The organism is Cupriavidus sp. MEYA8 (assembly GCF_059278825.1).
Genome location: NZ_CM181222.1, coordinates 1536075 through 1554023, shown reverse-complemented (window position 1 = coordinate 1554023; position 17949 = coordinate 1536075). Strand labels below are relative to the sequence as shown.

The window sequence follows — 17949 nt, the reverse complement described above, 5'->3', positions numbered from 1 at the left end:
GCACTCCGCGCACCTGATCCCCATACGCCCCGAATTCTTGCGCGGCAGCGCCCGGCGCTGCCGCGAGGGATCACGCGCGGCGTCTTGCCAGCGCGTGCCTGGATTTCCGATTCGCGAACCGCATGAGGTAACCCCGTGGCATTGTTCCTTCAACAGATACTCAACGGCCTGACGCTGGGCGGCGTCTACAGCCTGGTGGCGCTTGGCCTGACGCTGGTCTACGGCATCCTGCACGTGCCCAATTTCGCGCACGGCGCGTTCTACATGGCCGGCGCCTATGTGTCGTACTACCTGATGACGGCGCTGGGCATGAACTACTGGCTGGCGATGGTCGGCGCCGCGCTGGTGGTGGCGGTGCTGTCGATGCTGGCCGACCGGCTGGTGTTCCATCCGCTGCGCAACTCGCCCGAGCTGCACGACATGATCGCGGCCATCGGCATCCTGCTGTTCCTGGAGGCCGGCGCGCAGGCGCTGTGGGGCGCGGACTTCCATCGCATGCCGACGCCGTACGGCCAGATCGTCGACGTCTTCGGCCTGACCGCGCCGCTGCAGCGCCTGCTGATCATCGGCGCCGCGTTTGCGCTGATGGTGCTGCTGCACCTGTTCCTCACGCGCACCATGACCGGCGCCACCATCATGGCGATGGCGCAGAACCGCGACGGCGCCGCGCTGGTCGGCATCGATGCGACGCGCGTCACGCTGCTGGTCTTCGCCATCTCCGGCGCACTGGCCGCGATCGCCGCCACGCTGTACGCGCCGATCAACCTGGTCTACCCGAGCATGGGCAACCTGGTGATCACCAAGGCCTTCGTCATCATCATCCTGGGCGGCATGGGCAGCATTCCCGGCGCCATCGTCGGCGGGCTGATCATCGGCATGGCCGAGAGCTTCGGCGGCTTCTACGTTTCCACCGACTACAAGGACATCATCGCCTTCGTGCTGCTGGTGGTGATCCTGTCGATCCGGCCGCAGGGCCTGTTTGCCGGCAAGGCAGCCTGAGGAGTACGACATGAAAGCACTGCAAGGAAAGACCGGCTGGATGCTGCTGCTGGCACTGGCCATCGCGTTCCCGCTGGTCACGCCCAACAGCTACTACCTGACCGTGATGACGCTGGCCTTCATCTACGCCATCGCCACGCTCGGACTCAACCTCATCACCGGCTACACCGGCCAGCTCAACCTGGCGCACGGCGGCTTCATGGCCATCGGCGCCTACACGCTGGGCATCCTGACCGTCGATCACCAGGTGCCGTTCTGGCTCGCCTTCGTGCTGGCCGGCGTGGTCTGCATGGTGCTGGGCTACGTCGTCGGCGTGGTGTCGCTGCGGCTGAAGGGCCATTACTTCTCGATCTTCACCATGTGCATCGGCTACATCATCTACCTGGTGATCGAGAAATGGGAAAGCCTGACGCACGGCACCGTGGGGCTGATCGGCATCCCGGTGCCGGCTGCGATCGGACCGCTCGCGTTCGACAGCGTGCAGGCGCAGTACTACCTGGTGCTGTTCTTCCTGGCTGTGGGCACGTTCCTGATGCACCGCATCGTCACCTCGCTGCTGGGCCGCAGCTTCATGGCCGTGCGCAACAGCGATGCGCTGGCGGAAGCGCTGGGCATCAACCTGATGCGCACCAAGGTGCTGTCGTTCGTACTGTCGGTGGGTTACGCCGGTTTTGCCGGCGCGCTGTACGCCGGCCAGGTGCGCTTCCTGGGTCCGGACATCGCCCGCACCGACCTGACCTTCGACATGGTGATGTCGATGCTGGTGGGCGGCATCGGCACCCTCTTCGGGCCGTTGCTGGGCGCGGTGCTGGTGCCGTGGATCACGCAGTCGCTGCAGTTCATGCAGGACTACCGCATGCTGGTGTTCGGGCCGGTGCTGATCCTGCTGATCATCTTCGTGCCGGACGGCATCGTGGGTTCCTGGCTGAAGAAGCAGGCGCGCAAGGCCGCCGCCGCACGCCGCGGCAAGCAGGCACAGCCCGCTGCCGCCGGCAACATCGCATCTGTCCCGACCACCCGCGCCGGAGCCGACCATGCTTGAGATCCGCAACCTGACCAAGAAATTCGGCGGCCTGACCGCGGTGCACGATGTCTCGGTGACCTTCGAGCAGGGCCACATCAATGCCATCATCGGTCCCAACGGCGCCGGCAAGACCACCTTCTTCAACCTGGTCGCGGGCACGCACGCACCCTCCTCCGGGCAGATCCTGTTCAAGGGGCAGGACGTGGCCGGCCTGCGCGCCGACCAGATCGCGCGCCTCGGCGTGGCGCGCACCTTCCAGGCGACCGCGCTGTTCGACCGCGCCACGGTGCTGGACAACCTGATCGTCGGCCACCGGCTGCGCACGCGCGCCGGGCTGGGCGACGTGCTGCTCAACACGCGCCGGCTGCGCGAGGAAGAGCGCCTGTGCCGCGACAAGGCCGAAGCCGCGCTCGACTTTGTCGGCCTGTCGCACCTCGCGCATGAAGTCGCCGCCGATATCACGCAGGAAGCGCGCAAGCGCGTGGCGTTTGCGCTGGCGCTGGCGACCGACCCGGAGCTGCTGCTGCTCGACGAGCCGGCGGGCGGCGTCAATCCGGAAGAAACCGTCGGCCTGGCCGAGCTGATCCGCAAGATGGTGCGCCATGGCAAGACCGTCTGCCTGATCGAACACAAGATGGACATGATCATGCGGCTGGCCGACAAGATCATGGTGCTGAACTACGGCGAGAAGATCGCCGAAGGCACGCCTGCACAGATCCAGCAGGATCCGCATGTCATCGAGGCCTACCTGGGAGCCGACCATGTTGCAGCTTGAACGCGTCTCGCTGTCGTACGGCAGCTTCCGTGCGCTGGACAACATCACGCTGCACGCCGGCGCCGGCGAGCTGGTGGTGCTGCTGGGCGCCAACGGTGCCGGCAAGAGCTCGATCTTCCTGGCGATGAGCGCAATCCACCGCATCAGCGGCGGCAGCATGCGCTTCGACGGGCGCGAACTGTCGGGCATGAAGCCGTCGCAGATCGTGCAGGCGGGGCTGGTGCATTGCCCGGAAGGACGCAAGCTCTTTCCGGCGATGAGCGTGGAAAAGAACCTGGTGCTGGGCGCCTATGTGCACCGGCGCGACGGGGCGGGGATCCGCAGGACGCTGGAGGAAGTCTATGAACTCTTCCCGATCCTGCGGCAGAAGAAGGACGACCCCGCGGGATCGCTGTCGGGCGGGCAGCAGCAGATGGTGGCGCTGGGCCGCGCGCTGATGAGCCGGCCGCGCGCACTGCTGCTGGACGAGCCGTCGCTCGGGCTGGCGCCGCTGGTGGTCAAGCAGATGTTCGAGATCATCCAGCGCATCAACCGCGCCGGCACCACGGTGCTGCTGGCCGAGCAGAACGCGTACGCGGCGCTGGGGATCGCGCATCGCGCGTACGTGATCGAGAGCGGGAAGATCGTGATGGAGGGGGACAGGGATACGTTGCTGAAGGACGAGGGGATTCGGAAGGCGTATATCGGGGGTTAAGGAACCAAAGGCCTCCACTACCGATTGTGTGCTCCCTCTCCCGCTTGCGAGAGAGGGAAGCAAACCGTGCGGTCGTTAAGGGACAGCAGACATAACAAGCGCAGTACATCCAGGAGACATCACCATGCAAAGCAACATCATCCGCCGTATCTTCCCGCTGGCCGCCACCGCCGTGGCCGCCATGACCGCCATAATGGCTTCGGGCGCCGCGCTGGCGCAGGAAGTCGTCAAGATCGGCTATACCGGCCCGCTGTCCGGCGGCGCCGCGCTCTATGGCAAGAACGTGCTGTCGGGCGTGCAGATGGCGGTGGATGAAATCAACACCGCCGGGCTGGAGGTCAAGGGCAAGAAGGTCAAGCTGGAAGTGGTGGCGCTGGACGACAAGTACTCGCCCGCCGAGGCCGCCATCAACGGCCGCCGGCTGGTGCAGCAGCACAAGACCGCGGCGATCTTCGTGCCGCACTCGGGCGGCATCTTTGCGCTGCAGGCCTTCAACGAGCAGGAGAAATTCCTGGTGATGGCCTATTCCAGCGTGCCGCGCATCACCGATGCCGGCAACAAGCTGACCATCCGCATCCCCCCGGCCTATACCGGCTATATCGAGCCGTTCATCAAGGCGCAGATGAAGCGCTATGGCAAGAACGTGGCGCTGACGCCGGCGGATCACGACTATGCCAAGGCCTGGGTGCAGGCCTTCGTGCCGGCCTGGGAATCGGCCGGCGGCAAGGTGGTGGCCAACAACCCGATGTCGTACACCAAGGCCACCGACTTCTACAGCGGCGTGTCGCGCGCCATCAGCGAGAAGCCGGACGTGATGTTCGTCGGCGGACCGTCCGAGCCGACCGCGCTTGTGGTCAAGCAGGCGCGCGAACTGGGTTTCAAGGGCGGCTTTATCGTGATGGACCAGGCCAAGATGGACGAGATGGCCAAGGTCACCAACGGGCTGTCGATGCTGGAAGGCTCGATCGGCGTGCTGCCGCTGGTCAACGACAACCGCCCGGCGGCGCAGGCGTTCAATGCCAAGTACAAGAAGCTGCATGACGGCCGCGATGCGACCACCGAGATGTCGCTGAACTACACCATGGTCTATGCGCTGGCCGGCGCCATGAAGCTGGCGGGCACCACCAGCGATGCCGCGGCGATCCGCGCAAAGATGCCGGACGCGGTGAAGGGACTGGCCAGGGAGGTCAATCCCAACGAAGTCGACGGCATCGACGCCAAGGGCGGCTCGATGGCCGATACCGTGGTGGGCTGGGTACAGAACGGCAAGATCTCGCAGGTGCGGCTGTCGGAGCTGGCCAAGTAAGGTGGCCAGATGAGCTGGCCAAATGCGCTGGCCAAATGAGTTGGCCATCCACGCCGAAAAGCCCTGCAGGCCACGCGCCTGTGGGGCTTTTTTCTGTTGGCGGCAACCGACAGGATCCGACGCGTCTCAGCCGGAGGTCGGCGCGCCGCTACGAGCGAACGCCGAACAGGCCGTGCCAGAACGAATCGAAGGCGCCGGGATGGCGCCTGTGGCGCTCCGGGGCATCGTGCCCTGACGCCGCCGCTGCCTCGGGTTCCGGCGCCTGCGCGGCAGCCGCGCTTGCCTGCCGCGATGCCTGCAAGGCCGAAACGCTGTCGGCGATGCGGGCCGCCAGCTCCGCCTCGCAATCGCGGCCGAGCAGCACGCCAAACAGGACATCGCGGTTGTGGCCGTCATCGGCAAAGCGCATGGCGATGGTGACCATCTTCTCGTACTGTTCCTGCGCCGCGCGCTGGGCCTCGCGCTGCGCGGCGCGTTCCTGCTCTTCGTGTGCTTCCTGCTCCGCCTGCCAGCGGCGCATCTCGCGCTCGAACACTTCGTCGTAGATCTGGCGCTGTTCGGCGTCGGACAGGATCGCGTAGGCGTCGCGGATTTCCTGGAAGGCCGCGTGCGCCTCGGCCTCGCGGCCGAGGTTGCGGTCCGGGTGCCATTTCATTGCGGCGCGCCGGTACGCCAGCTTGATCTCGTCAAGGGTGGCGTCGGCTTGCACGCCTAGTGTCGCGTAGAGGGTCGTCATGGGGCGATGGGGGCGCTGCTGGGCTGGCGTTCATGCTAGCACGGCGCGCCGGCCCATCGGGGGCATCGCCGCTACTGGGGCCGGTCACCGTCGCGGTTACGTGCCTCCATCTGCCCACGGTCGTGCTGGGCGCGCTGCTGCTGTTGCTGTTGCTGGCGCTGCTGCTCCATCTGCTGGCGCTGGCGGTCCTGCATTTGCCGCTGCTGTTCCTGCTGGTGGCGCTGCTGCTCCTGCATTGCCCGCTGCTGCTCCTGCGCCTGCCGCTGCTGCGCCTGCGCGGCGCGCTGCTGCTGCTCAGCCTGCTGGCGCTGCATGGCCTGCTGGCGTTGCTGCTCCTGCATCTGCCGTTGTTGTTCCTGCGCCTGCCGCTGCTGTTCCTGCATCTGGCGCTGCTGTTCCATCTGCTGACGCTGGGCGGCCTGTGCCTGCCGCTGCTGGACTTCCTGCGCCTGGCGCTGCTGGGCCTCCTGCATCTGACGTTGCTGCTCGAAGCGCTGGCGCTGCATCTCCTGCCCCTGCCGCTGCTGGTCGGCCATCTGGCGCTGGCGCTCCACCTGCTGGCGCTGCTGCTCGGCGGCCTGGCGCTGCTGTTCCATCTGCTGGCGCTGGGCGTCATGCGCCTGGCGTTGCTGCTCCATCTGCTGGCGCTGCGCGTCCTGGGCCTGACGTTGCTGCTCCATCTGCTGGCGCTGGCGGCCTTCCTGCATCTGGCGCTGCTGGGCGTCCTGGGCCTGGCGCTGCTGCGCCTCCTGCATCTGGCGTTGCTGCTCGAAGCGCTGGCGCTGCATTTCCTGCGACTGCCGCGCCGGATCGGGGCGATCCTGCCCGTCCGCCCACTGCCGTTGCTGCCCGCGCTGCTGCTCCTGCTGGCGCCGCTCCATCGCATCCTGCTGCTGCCGCTGCAGTTCGCGCGCCTGCTGCTGTTCGCGGTCAGGCTGGCCTTGCCACTGGCGCTGCTGCTCCTGCTGGCGGCGCTCCATCGCTTCCTGCTGCTGCCGCTGCAGTTCGCGCGCCTGTTGCTGTTCGCGGCCAGGCTGGCCTTGCCACTGGCGCTGCTGGTCCTGCTGGCGGCGCTCCATCGCTTCCTGCTGCTGCCGCTGCAGGTCGCGCGCCTGCTGCTGTTCGCGCTGCATGGCCTGCGCCTGGCGTTGCGCATCAGGCTGGCCGGCAAAGCCGCGTCCATCGTCGGGACGCGCGCTCTGCCCACGGCCATTGCCGCGCCAGCCGTCCGGCGCCTGGGCCGGGTCCGGGCGGCCGGCGCGCGGCTGCTGCTCGCGCGCGGCCAGGGCGGCCTGGCTCATGCGCACGTCCGGCATGGGCTGCGCCTCGCGTCCCGGGCGCCCGGGGCGTCCCGGCCGTGGCTCGGGGCTGCCGCGCCATGCCGGGCCCGCCCCGGGGACGACACCGCCCTCGCGGGCGAAGCGTCGGGCCAGGTCATCGGTGGCCGGCCGTCCCGGCGGGTGCGCCGCGATCGCCTGGCGCTCGAAGACCGGGCGCGCCTGCGGCGGCAGCTGCCGCACCGGCGCGGCGCCGACCAGGCTGTTCTTGACCGGCGCCACCGGCGGGCCGCCGCGTGCCTCGCCGGCCGGCAGGTTGCGCCATTCGGCGCGGTGCATGCCGCGCACCGGGCGACCCTCGACGAAATTGCGCGCCGGCATGCCGGTGATGGCGCCAGGCACGTTGCGGTTGGCATACGGCACGGGCCGCCCGCGGTCGCCCATCACGATGTTGTTGACGGTGACGCGGTTGATGCGCGCGACATAGCTGGGACTGGCGCGGTACGCCGGCCGGTAGGCATCGCGCGGACCGAGCGGGTACCACGCCACGCCGGGGCCCCCGCCCACTTGCACGCTGCTCCAGCCGTGCCCGCCGCCGCCACCGCCGACAAAGGCCACCACGGCCGGCGAGTAGCACGGCCGCACCCGCGGGCCCGGCACCCAGCCCCAGCGCGTGCCCACGAAGGCCCAGCGCCCGTAGTGCGACGGGGCGAAGCCCCATGGGGCATCGTCGATCCAGGTCCAGCCCCACGGCGCGATCCATGCCCAGTGGCCGACGCTGTAGGGTGCCCAGCCGGCGCTGACGACGCGCGGGAACCAGACCGCGCCGTAGGCGGGTTCTTCCTGCCAGTCGCCGTAGTCGTCCAGCGCCGCGTAGCCCGGCATTTCGCGCGGCAGGTAGCGCGCCGACGGCGACGCGTCTTCGCGGGCGTCGCGGGCCGCGGTCCAGCGGTCGAAGCTGTCCTCGGCAATCGGACCGCCGCCGGCATCGGCCAGGTCGGTGCCGGCAAAGCGCATGCGATCGCCGCGCTGCAGCTCGATCGAGCGGCTATCGCCGTAGACCACGGCGCTGCCATGCCGCATCGTCACCGTGGTGGTGCTGCCGTCCGGCGCCACGTCGAGCCGGTAGTCGCCCGGCTCGCGCGGCACGAAGGCCAGGTTGGGGGTATCGATCTCGACGGTCTGGTCCTGCGGCAGCGCACGCACGCGCACCTGCATCGTGCCCTGCGTCAGCTTGACCTGGGTGGTGTCGTCGTCCAGGTTCAGGATGCTGGCCGCGGTCGCGCCGCCCATGCGCATGGCAACGTTGCCGGCGTGCAGCTCGGCGCGGCCGCCGGCGTCCATCCACAGCCGGTCGCCGGTAGTGACCGGGCGGTTCAGGCCGGTGGCGGCCCACTGGTCCGAGCCGGCCGGCGCGAAGCTCAGGTTGCCGTCGACCGCGGTAAGCGTGGCGATGCGGGCGGACGGGTCGGCCTGCGCAACCGGGGCGTCGACGATGGGCGCGTCCAGGTAGGGCTGGCCGGGTGGCGGCACCTGGGCCAGTGCAGCAGCCGCCACCGCAAGGGCCGAGGCGGCGGCGAGCGCAGTCAGGGCAAGCCGGGTGCGCGGGCCGGCGAGCGGGCGGGAACCACCAGATTGGACGGATTCGGACATGATTTCAGGTCGGGACAAGACGCTCCGGGATGCGGCGCGGGCAGCCGGTCGGAACCGATCGGCGAAGCCAATGGCAACGCGCCATCCTATTGGCACGATACATTGCCGGGAAGCCTGGCAACATGGCCCATGCGGCGGACTTTGTAAGCGCGTATTTCACCATGTGGCATGGTGGCCCGCCGGGAAACGAGGCGCGAGGCAGGCGGCGGGCGGGAAGGCGGGCGGCGGGCGATGCGCGGCGGCACACCGGGCGTCAAAGGTAGAAACAACTATTGCCGGTTTTGCCGGTATTGCCGGAGCCGGCGCGCGCCGGCCGGCCGGCGGCGGTTTCAGCGGCCTTGCTGCTCGCGCAGCAGTTCGGTCAGCCGGTCGGCCGGCATCGGCCGCCCATACAGGTAGCCTTGCGCCTCGTAGCAGTCGTGGGCCAGCAGGAAGTCGCGCTGCTCCGGGGTCTCGACGCCCTCTGCGACCACGCCGATGCGCAGGCTCTTGCCCACGTTGATCACCGAACGCACGATCGCGGCGTCGACCGGATCCTGGGTGACATTGCGGATAAAGGACTGGTCGATCTTGAGCCGGTCGACCGGGAACGACTTGAGGAAGCTCAGCGACGCATAGCCGGTGCCGAAATCATCGCAGGTCAGCGTCACGCCGTCGCGGCGCAGCGCCTGCAGCTGGTCCGAGACCTCGTCGCCCTGCTGCAGCGCGATGGTCTCGGTGATCTCGATCTCCAGGCAATCCGGCGCCAGCTCCAGCGCGCGCAACACGTGGCGCACCTCGGTCAGAAGGCGGCTTTCGGACAGCTGCGCCGCAAACAGGTTGATGGCGACGCGCGGCGGCTGCGAAAACGCCAGCGACCACGCGCGCGCCTGCGCGCACGTGGTCTGCAGCAGCCACATGCCGACGTCGCTGGCAATGCTGCTGGCAGCCAGCGCGTCGATGAACAGTGCCGGCACGATCAGCCCGCGGGTCGGATGCCGCCAGCGCATCAGCGCCTCGGCGCCGCGGATTCGGCCGTCGCGCAGGTCGACCTGGGGCTGGTACAGCAGCTCGAACTGGCGCTGCGCGTAGGCTTCGTGCAGGGCCTGGACCAGCGACAGGCGCGCGGTCACGTCCGAGCGCATCTGCGGCTTGAAGAAGCGGATGGTGCGGCCGCCGTCGTGCTTGGCACGGGCCAGCGCCAGGCTGGCGGCGGCGAGTACGTCTGAACCCAGTTCGCCGGCAGCGGGAATCACGCACGCGCCGATGCTGGCCAGCACATGGTGGCGGCGCCCGGCGTGCTCATGCGGGGAAGACAGCATTGACAGGATCGCCGCGCCGACATGCCGGACCAGCGTGGGATCGGAAATGGAAGGCAGCAGCACGCCGAACTCGTCGCTGCCGACGCGGCCGATGGCGGCATCGCGCGGCGAAGCATCGCGCAGGCGCCGGGCCACCCGCTGCAGGATGACGTCGCCCTCGGCATGCCCGTGCATATCATTGAAGGCACGGAAATCATCGATGCCGATCAGCAGCAATGCGCAGCGGGGCACCGCCTCAGCCTGCAGGCGCACCTCCAGCCGCTTCAGAAACCCCTGGCGATTGTCAACGCCGGTCAGCGGATCGAGATCCGAGCCTGGCGAGGCGCCAGCCGCCTTCGCCCCGGACTTGGCCACCATCCCTGCCCCATCTGTAATTGTCGACATTGTTACCCGCAAGCAATTTAGCAAGTGTGACGAAAACTTGGAAAAAATCAAGAAGTTCCCGCCGGCTGCCGTAACCCCAATGCGGCGGCGCAACGCTGGCGAGCCCGTCGCGCGGTTGCGCGTTGAATCGGCTTGCGGCATACAGTACCCTACCGCGCACCAGGGCCGTGCCGGCAGCCGCGCAGCCGGAAAGCGGCCCTGGACGCGGCGATGCGGGCAACGGCCGCCCCCGGTAACATTGCGCTCCGTCGCCCTGCTCCTCCCTGAACAAGAACATTACCGGGACCTTCACCGTGAACGCTTGGACCATCCGTACCCGCATCCTGGCCAGCTTTTCCATGATCCTGCTGGTCATGGCCCTGATGGGCGTGGTCGCCTATATGCGGATGAATGCGATCGAGCGCGAGACCGCGCTGATGCTGCATGACGCCCTGCCGGGGCTGAACTACAGCACCGGTATCCGCGGCGTCTGGGGCGAGCGCTACGTGCTTGCCTGGCAGACCATCAATGCCTCGAACGACGACGAGCGCCGCGGTTTCCAGGAACAGGGCAAGGACGCGGCCGCGCGCCTGGACAAGCTGGAGCAGCAGTACGAGGGCACGATCACGCGCAGCGAGGACCGCGTCGCGTTCCAGGCCTACCGCGACCTGCGCGCCCAGTATGAACAGGCCGCGCAGGTGCTGGCCCAGGCCGGCGACTGGAACGGCGCGGCCGCGGTCGCGGCGCTGCGCGGCCCCGTGCATGATCGCTGGATCGCCGCGCGCAAGGCGGCCCAGCACCTGGTCGACGACAACAGCGCGGTCAATGCACGCGCCGCGCGCGGCATCGACGATGCCGTCAACACCGCCAAGATCAGCATCGAGGCCGCGTTGATCGTCGCGCTGGTGGTGGCCGTGGTGTGCGGCTACCTGCTGCTGCGCGCGATCACCGTGCCGATGCAGTCGATCGTCGGCCTGCTCGCCGGCATCCGCGGCGGCGACCTGCGCCAGCGCATGGCGCTGCGCCGCAAGGATGAGTTCCACGAGGTCGAGGAAGGCTTCAACCAGATGACCGGCGAGCTGACCTCGCTGGTGGGCCAGGCGCAGCGCACCGCGATCCAGGTCACCACCTCGGTCAACGAGATCGCCGCCACCGCGCGCCAGCAGCAGGCCACCGCCACCGAGACCGCCGCCACCACCACGCAGATCGGCGCCACCTCGCGCGAGATCTCGGCCACCGCGCGCGACCTGGTGCGCACCATCCATGAGGTGTCCAGCGCCGCCGAGCAGGCGGCCGGGCTGGCCGGCACCGGGCAGGTGGGCCTGTCGCGCATGGAAGGCACCATGCAGCACGTGATGGAAGCCGCCGGCTCGGTCAACGGCAAGCTCGCCACGTTGAACGAGAAGGCCGGCAATATCAACCAGGTGGTGACCACCATTGCCAAGGTGGCCGACCAGACCAACCTGCTGTCGCTCAATGCCGCGATCGAAGCCGAGAAGGCCGGCGAGTACGGCCGCGGCTTCTCGGTGGTGGCCACCGAGATCCGCCGCCTGGCCGACCAGACTGCGGTGGCCACCTACGACATCGAGCAGATGGTGCGCGAGATCCAGTCGGCCGTTGCCGCGGGCGTGATGGGCATGGACAAGTTCTCGGAAGAAGTGCGCCGCGGCATGTCGGAGGTGACGCAGGTGGGCGACCAGCTGTCTCAGATCATCGCCCAGGTGCAATCGCTGGCGCCGCGCGTGGTCATGGTCAGCGAGGGCATGCAGGCGCAGGCCGGCGGCGCCGAGCAGATCAACCAGGCGCTGATGCAACTGTCGGAAGCCGCCCAGCAGACGGTCGAATCGCTGCGCCAGTCGGGCCAGGCCATCGACGAACTGACGCTGGTCGCCAACGACCTGCGCAGCGGCGTCTCGCGCTTCAAGGTCTAGGCGGCCCCTTACTGGACCTTATCGGCCCGTATTGGCCCGTATTGGCCCGCCCAGCCTTCCGCCTCGCAACCATGAAGCTCTTCCTGCTGTTCCGTCTTGGCGCCGACCACTACGCCCTGGATGCGGCCGAGGTCGCCGAGGTGCTGCCGCTGACGCGCCTGAAGCAGGTGCCCGGCGCACCCGCCTGGGTGGCCGGCATGATGGAGCGCCGCGGCCAGCCGGTGCCGGTGATCGACCTGCCGGCGCTGGCGACCGGCGTGCCGGCGGCGCTGCGCACCAGCACGCGCACGGTGCTGGTCCACTACCGCCATCGCGGCACCGCCGCGCCTCGGCTGCTCGGCCTGCGGCTTGAGTCCGCCACGCAGATGCTGCGCTGCCCGGCCGAATCCTTTGTCGATAGCGGCATAGCGGGCGCCAGCCCGCGCTACCTGGGGCCGGTGCGCCATGACGCGCGCGGCCTGGTGCAGTGGGTGCGCATCGACGCCCTGCTGCCAGACGAAATCCATGCGATGCTGTTCGCCGACACGTCCGGAGACCCCGCATGAGCACTGCCACACACATCGAGGCCCTGCTCAAGGCCCGCATCGGCCTGGACGCCGATGCCATCGGCAGCGGCGCGGTGGAACGCGCGGTGCGCGAGCGCAGCCACGCAGTGCAGGCAGCGGATACGCAGGCGTACTGGAACCTGCTGCACGGCACCGCCGGCGAGTTCCAGGCGCTGATCGAGGCGGTGGTGGTGCCCGAGACCTGGTTCTTCCGGCATCGCGAGGCACTACTGGCGCTGGGCCGCTTTGCCGCCGAGCGCGCCTTTGCCGACGGCACGCGCACGCTGCGCGTGCTGAGCCTGCCCTGCTCCACCGGCGAAGAGCCCTATTCGATCGCCATGGCCCTGCTCGATGCCGGCGTGCCGGCGGCGCGCTTTTGCATCGACGCCGTCGACATCAGCGCCCGGGCGCTGGCGCGCGCGCGCCAGGGCGAGTACGGCGCCAACGCCTTCCGCAGTGGCCCGCTCGACTTCCGCGACCGCTATTTCACCGCCGGCCCCGCCGGCTACGCGCTGGACCCGCGTGTGCGTGCGCAGGTGCGGCTGCTGCAGGGCAACCTGGTCGATCCCGACCTGCTCGCCGGCGAGCCGCCCTATGACTTCGTCTTCTGCCGCAACCTGCTGATCTATTTCGCTGCGCCCGACCAGCGGCGCGCGGTGCAGACGCTGGCGCGGCTGACGATGGCCGACGGCCTGCTTTTCGTCGGCCCGGCCGAGGCCAGCCTGCTGAGCGCGCAGGGGATGGTGCCGGTCGGCCTGCCGCTGACCTTTGCCTTCCGCAAACCCTCGCCGCGCGCCACACCGGTCGCCATCGCGCACCCGCCGCAGGGGGCAAGGATGGCTGCGCCGCCGCGCCTGCCGCGCTCGCCGGTGCCGGCCAGGCCCGTCGTGCGGCCAGCGCCCGCGCCCGGCACGCCTGCTGCTACCGTCATGCCCGGCCATGCGCACGCCAGCGAACTGGCCCGTATCGCCGGCATGGCCGACCGTGGCGAACTCGAGGCCGCTGGCGCCGCCTGCCAGGCACTGCTCGACCGCATCGGCACCGATGCGGGCGCCGCCGGCGCCTGGTGCATGCAGGGCGTGCTGCACGACGCCGCCGGCCGCACCGCGCAGGCGCACGCCGCCTACCGCAAGGCGCTGTACCTGGACCCGGCGCACCAGGAGAGCCTGTACCACCTGGCCGCGCTGCTCGACACCGAAGGCGACCACGACGGCGCCATGCGCCTGCGCCAGCGCGCGCAACGCCACACCCGCAAGCACCATGGCTGAACCGCAAGGCATTTTCCGCGGAACCTGCGCGGCCACCGTCGCAGTGGACGATTGCTGGCGCCGCATCGGCGTGCGCGGCGACGGCTCCTGCCCGGCGCTGGCCGAGCACGCGCACTGCCGCAACTGCCCGACCTACGCGCAAGCCGCGGCCATGCTGCTGGATGCGCAGCAGCTCGACCTGCCAGACCTGCTCGACCAGAACGCCGATGCGCTGCCCGATGCGGCAGCCATGGGCGGAGAAGCGGACGACCCGTACGCCGGGCACGGCAACGCGCTGTCGTGCCTGGTATTCCGCATCGGCGAAGAATGGCTGGCGCTGCCGACCGCGGCACTGGGCGAAGTCACCGCGCCGTGTCCGGTGCATTCGCTGCCGCACCGACGCGATGCCGCGGTGCTGGGCCTGGCGGCCGTGCGCGGCAACCTGCTGGTGTGCCTGTCGCTGGCACGGCTGTTCGGCACTGGCGAGGCCGGCGATGCCGGCGAGGCAGCGGGCAGCCGCTTCCTGATCCTCGGCCAGGGCCGCGCCGCGCTCGCGCTGCCGGTGGCCGAGGTTTCCGGCGTGGTGCGCGTATCCGGACCCGCGCTGCAGCCGCTGCCGGCCACGCTGGGCCGCGCGTCGGCGCGCTACACGCAGGCGCTATTCCTGGACCATGGCCGCAGCGTCGGCCTGCTCGACGCGGCCCTGCTGCGCCAGGCACTGGCACGGAGCCTGGCATGAACCCCGAACAGTTGCGCGACGCCTCGCTGCTCGAGCTGTTCGCGCTCGAGGCCGAATCGCAGGCCGAAATCCTCAACGCCGGGCTGCTGGCGCTGGAGCGCAACCCGGCCGCCGCCGAGCACCTGGAGGCGTGCATGCGCGCGGCGCATTCGCTCAAGGGCGCGGCGCGCATCGTCGGGCTCGACGCCGGCGTGCGCATGGCGCACGCCATGGAAGACTGCCTAGTCGCCGCGCAGGGCGGCATGCCGCTGACGGCCGCGCATATCGACGCGCTGCTGCAGGGCACCGACCTGCTGCTGCGCATCGGCCATCCGCCCGGCGGCGATCCGGGCTGGGCCGACGGCGCCGGCCGCGCCGGGATCGATGCGGTGGTGCAGCGGCTGGGCACACTGGATGGCGGCCTGGCCCTGCCGCCCGTTGCAGCCCCGCAAGCCGCGCCGTGGACAGTGCCGGCAGACGATGGGCCCGCCATACCACCAGCGCCAGCCGCACCCATCCCGCAGCCGCAGGCAACGGGGCCACAGCCAGTCGCCCCCGGCGAGCCGCAGGAGCGCATGCTGCGCGTCAACGCCGATGCCCTCGACCAGCTGCTGGCACTCTCCGGCGAGGCCATGGTCGAGTCGCACTGGCTGCGGCCATTCGGCCAGGCGCTGCAGAAGGCCAGGCGCCAGCAGGCGCGCGCGCTGCGCGCAGCCGATGCGCTGCAGGACGCGCTGCAGGACACCCTCGCGGACAACGCCGGCGCGCGCGTGGCGCTGGCCGGATTGCGCCAGCTGCTCGAAGACGGGCATGGCGAGCTGTCGCGGCGGGCCGATGAATTCGACCAGTACGACCACCGCGCCACGCGCCTTGCGCGCCGGCTCTACGACAGCGCGCTGGGCTCGCGCATGCGCCCCCTCGCGGATGGGCTGACCGGCTACGCGCGCATGGTCCGGGACCTGGGCCGTGCGCTCGGCAAGTCCGTGCACCTGGAGCTGGTCGGCGCGGGCACGCAGGTCGACCGCGACATCCTGGAAGCGCTCGACGCCCCGCTCGCCCACTTGCTGCGCAACGCGGTGGACCACGGCATCGAGCCGCCCGCGGTGCGCCAGGCCCAGGGCAAGCCCGCCGAAGGCCGGGTCACGCTGCAGGCCCGCCACAACGCCGGCCGGCTGGTGATCGAGATCTTCGACGACGGCGCCGGCGTCCACCTGGACGCATTGCGGCGCGCGATCGTGCGGCGCAACCTTGCTTCGGAAGAGACCGCGGCGCGGCTGTCGCAGGCGGAGCTGCTCGATTTCCTGCTGCTGCCCGGCTTCAGCATGCGCGACACGGTGTCGGAAGTGTCCGGCCGCGGCGTGGGCCTGGATGCGGTGCAGGAGATGGTGCGGCGCGTGCGCGGCAGCCTGCGCCTGACGCAGCAGCCCGGGCAGGGCCTGCACTTCCACCTCGAGCTGCCGCTGACGCTGTCGGTGGTGCGCACGCTGCTGGTGGAGGTCGCGGGCGAGGCCTATGCCTTCCCGCTCGGGCATGTGCTGCGCGCCGCCGCGGTCGGACGCGCGCAGATCGAGCAGACCGAAGGCCACCAGCATTTCCGCCACGAGGGCCGTGCCATCGGCCTGGTCAGCGCGGCGCAGGTAATGCAGCGGCCGGAGAGCATTGCGCACGAGCGCGACGACGTGCAGGTGATCATCGTCGGCGAGGGCGAGCGCACCTACGGCATCGCGGTCGACCGCATGCTGGGCGAACGGCTGCTGGTGGTGCAGCCCCTGCCCGCCGCGCTGGGCAAGGTGAAGGACATCGCCGCCGGCAGCCTGACCGACGACGGCACGCCGGTACTGATCTTCGACGTGGAAGACCTGCTGCGCTCGGTCGAGAAGCTGGTCTCCGAAGGCCGCATCGAAGGCGTGCGCCACGCTGCCGAAGCCAGCGTGCAAGCGCGCGCGCGGCGCGTGCTGGTGGTCGACGACTCGCTCACCGTGCGCGAGCTGCAGCGCAAGCTGCTGGCCGGGCGCGGCTACGATGTCGCGGTGGCGGTCGACGGCATGGACGGCTGGAACGTGCTGCGCGCCGAGCCTTTCGACCTGGTCATCACCGATATCGACATGCCGCGCATGGACGGCATCGAGCTGGTGAGCAGGATCCGCCATGACGCCGCGCTGCGCCAGCTGCCGGTGATGGTGGTGTCGTACAAGGACCGCGAGCAGGACCGCCAGCGCGGCCTGGAAGCGGGCGCGGACTATTATCTGGCAAAGGGCAGTTTCCACGACGCCGCGCTGCTCGACGCGGTGCAGGACCTGATCGGCGAGGCACGCTCATGAAAATCGGCATCGTCAACGACTCCCCGCTCGCCGTCGCCGCGCTGCGCCGGGCCATCGCGCTGGACCCCGCCTTCGAGCTCGCCTGGGTCGCCGTCGACGGCGAACAAGCCGTGCAGATGGCCGCGGCCCGCACCCCGGACCTGATCCTGATGGACCTGCTGATGCCGGTGATGGACGGCGTCGAAGCCACGCGCCGGATCATGGCGGCCACGCCCTGCGCGATCGTGGTGGTCACCATGGATCTCGGCCGCAATGCCGAGCAGGTGTTCGAGGCGATGGGACACGGCGCCATCGACGCGGTCGATACGCCCACGCTGACGGAAGCCGATGCACAGCTCGCCGCCGGCCCGCTGCTGCGCAAGATGCGCAATATCGGCCGGCTGCTGGCTGGCCGCGTGGCCCCGCAGCACAAGCTGCAAGCCGCGCCGCGCGCCGTCGCCGCGCCCCGCCTGGTGGCGATCGGCGCCTCCGCCGGCGGCCCGGCCGCGCTGGCGGCGCTGCTGGGCGCGCTGCCGGCCGACTTCGGCGCGGCGGTGGTGGCCGTGCAGCACGTCGACGAGGCCTTCGCCGCCGGCATGGCCGAATGGCTCGACGGACAATGCGCGCTGCCGGTGCGCATCGCCCGCGCCGGCGACACGCCGCAGGCCGGCACGGTGCTGCTGGCCGGCACCAACGACCACCTGCGCCTGGCAAGCCCGACGCGCATGGTCTATACCGAACAACCGTGCGACTACCTGTACCGGCCCTCCATCGATGTATTCTTTGAAAGCGTGGTCGAGCACTGGCGCGGCGACATGGTCGGCGTGCTGCTGACCGGCATGGGCCGCGACGGCGCGCTCGGCCTGAAGGCGATGCATGATCGCGGCTTCCTGACGATCGCACAGGACCGCGCCACCAGCGCCGTGTACGGCATGCCCAAGGCGGCGGCGGCGCTTGGCGCGGCGGCCGAAATCCTGCCGCTGGGCCGCATCGCGCCACGGCTGGTGCAGGCGTGCGGCCGCACCGGCCTGGCCGCGCCACTGCCGTGAGCGCCGCCATACTGCCAGAACACGTCCCGGG

At 70.0% G+C, this 17949-nt stretch carries 14 protein-coding genes; 11 read left to right on the top strand and 3 right to left on the bottom strand.

All coding sequences use genetic code 11. The features are described from left to right. Nucleotides 1-135 precede the first annotated feature (135 nt). The 5 genes from AC5WJ1_RS24240 to AC5WJ1_RS24220 all read left to right on the top strand — a co-directional run bounded on the left by AC5WJ1_RS24240 (nt 136) and on the right by AC5WJ1_RS24220 (nt 4798). Nucleotides 136-999: a branched-chain amino acid ABC transporter permease gene (locus AC5WJ1_RS24240; RefSeq protein ID WP_133095783.1), complete on the top strand. Its 864-nt coding sequence runs from the start codon at nt 136-138 to the stop codon at nt 997-999. 10 nt (nt 1000-1009) lie between these two features. Continuing rightward, nucleotides 1010-2041, top strand: coding sequence for a branched-chain amino acid ABC transporter permease (locus tag AC5WJ1_RS24235; RefSeq protein WP_135703100.1), 1032 nt, complete (start codon nt 1010-1012; stop codon nt 2039-2041). After that, on the top strand, nt 2034-2798 hold the full coding sequence (locus AC5WJ1_RS24230; protein WP_135703101.1) for an ABC transporter ATP-binding protein: 765 nt from the start codon (nt 2034-2036) through the stop codon (nt 2796-2798). The genes AC5WJ1_RS24235 and AC5WJ1_RS24230 overlap by 8 nt, the downstream gene beginning before the upstream one ends. Beyond that, nucleotides 2785-3492 (top strand): ABC transporter ATP-binding protein, encoded by a 708-nt coding sequence (locus AC5WJ1_RS24225; RefSeq protein WP_135703102.1) that lies wholly within the window; start codon nt 2785-2787, stop codon nt 3490-3492. The genes AC5WJ1_RS24230 and AC5WJ1_RS24225 overlap by 14 nt, the downstream gene beginning before the upstream one ends. A gap of 124 nt (nt 3493-3616) precedes the next feature. Beyond that, nucleotides 3617-4798: an ABC transporter substrate-binding protein gene (locus tag AC5WJ1_RS24220; protein WP_133095787.1), complete on the top strand. Its 1182-nt coding sequence runs from the start codon at nt 3617-3619 to the stop codon at nt 4796-4798. A 148-nt stretch (nt 4799-4946) separates the two neighbouring features. Here the strand turns inward: AC5WJ1_RS24220 and AC5WJ1_RS24215 are convergent, their stop codons facing one another. The 3 genes from AC5WJ1_RS24215 to AC5WJ1_RS24205 form a co-directional block, all read right to left on the bottom strand. Continuing rightward, a complete protein-coding gene (locus AC5WJ1_RS24215) occupies nt 4947-5534 on the bottom strand; it encodes a J domain-containing protein (protein WP_133095788.1) in 588 nt (195 codons plus the stop codon). 71 nt (nt 5535-5605) lie between these two features. After that, complete coding sequence (locus tag AC5WJ1_RS24210) at nt 5606-8464, bottom strand: DUF6600 domain-containing protein (protein WP_434034445.1); 2859 nt, start codon at nt 8462-8464, stop codon at nt 5606-5608. Between the two features lie 329 nt (nt 8465-8793). Beyond that, on the bottom strand, nt 8794-10122 hold the full coding sequence (locus tag AC5WJ1_RS24205) for a putative bifunctional diguanylate cyclase/phosphodiesterase (RefSeq protein ID WP_135703104.1): 1329 nt from the start codon (nt 10120-10122) through the stop codon (nt 8794-8796). 320 nt (nt 10123-10442) lie between these two features. On the opposite strand from AC5WJ1_RS24205, the gene AC5WJ1_RS24200 reads away from it, so the two are divergent. The 6 genes from AC5WJ1_RS24200 to AC5WJ1_RS24175 all read left to right on the top strand — a co-directional run bounded on the left by AC5WJ1_RS24200 (nt 10443) and on the right by AC5WJ1_RS24175 (nt 17918). Beyond that, nucleotides 10443-12059, top strand: a complete 1617-nt coding sequence (locus tag AC5WJ1_RS24200) for a methyl-accepting chemotaxis protein (protein WP_135703105.1) — start codon at nt 10443-10445, stop codon at nt 12057-12059. Nucleotides 12060-12130: 71 nt separating this feature from the next. Next, complete coding sequence (locus AC5WJ1_RS24195; RefSeq protein WP_133095792.1) at nt 12131-12604, top strand: chemotaxis protein CheW; 474 nt, start codon at nt 12131-12133, stop codon at nt 12602-12604. Further along, nucleotides 12601-13872, top strand: a complete 1272-nt coding sequence (locus AC5WJ1_RS24190) for a CheR family methyltransferase (RefSeq protein ID WP_135703107.1) — start codon at nt 12601-12603, stop codon at nt 13870-13872. The genes AC5WJ1_RS24195 and AC5WJ1_RS24190 overlap by 4 nt, the downstream gene beginning before the upstream one ends. After that, complete coding sequence (locus tag AC5WJ1_RS24185; RefSeq protein WP_135703108.1) at nt 13865-14590, top strand: chemotaxis protein CheW; 726 nt, start codon at nt 13865-13867, stop codon at nt 14588-14590. Before AC5WJ1_RS24190 ends, AC5WJ1_RS24185 begins: the two co-directional genes overlap by 8 nt. After that, a complete protein-coding gene (locus AC5WJ1_RS24180) occupies nt 14587-16890 on the top strand; it encodes a hybrid sensor histidine kinase/response regulator (protein ID WP_195429899.1) in 2304 nt (767 codons plus the stop codon). Before AC5WJ1_RS24185 ends, AC5WJ1_RS24180 begins: the two co-directional genes overlap by 4 nt. Then, entirely contained in the window at nt 16887-17918 is a 1032-nt protein-coding gene (locus tag AC5WJ1_RS24175) for a chemotaxis response regulator protein-glutamate methylesterase (protein ID WP_133095796.1), read from the top strand. Before AC5WJ1_RS24180 ends, AC5WJ1_RS24175 begins: the two co-directional genes overlap by 4 nt. Nucleotides 17919-17949 lie beyond the last annotated feature (31 nt).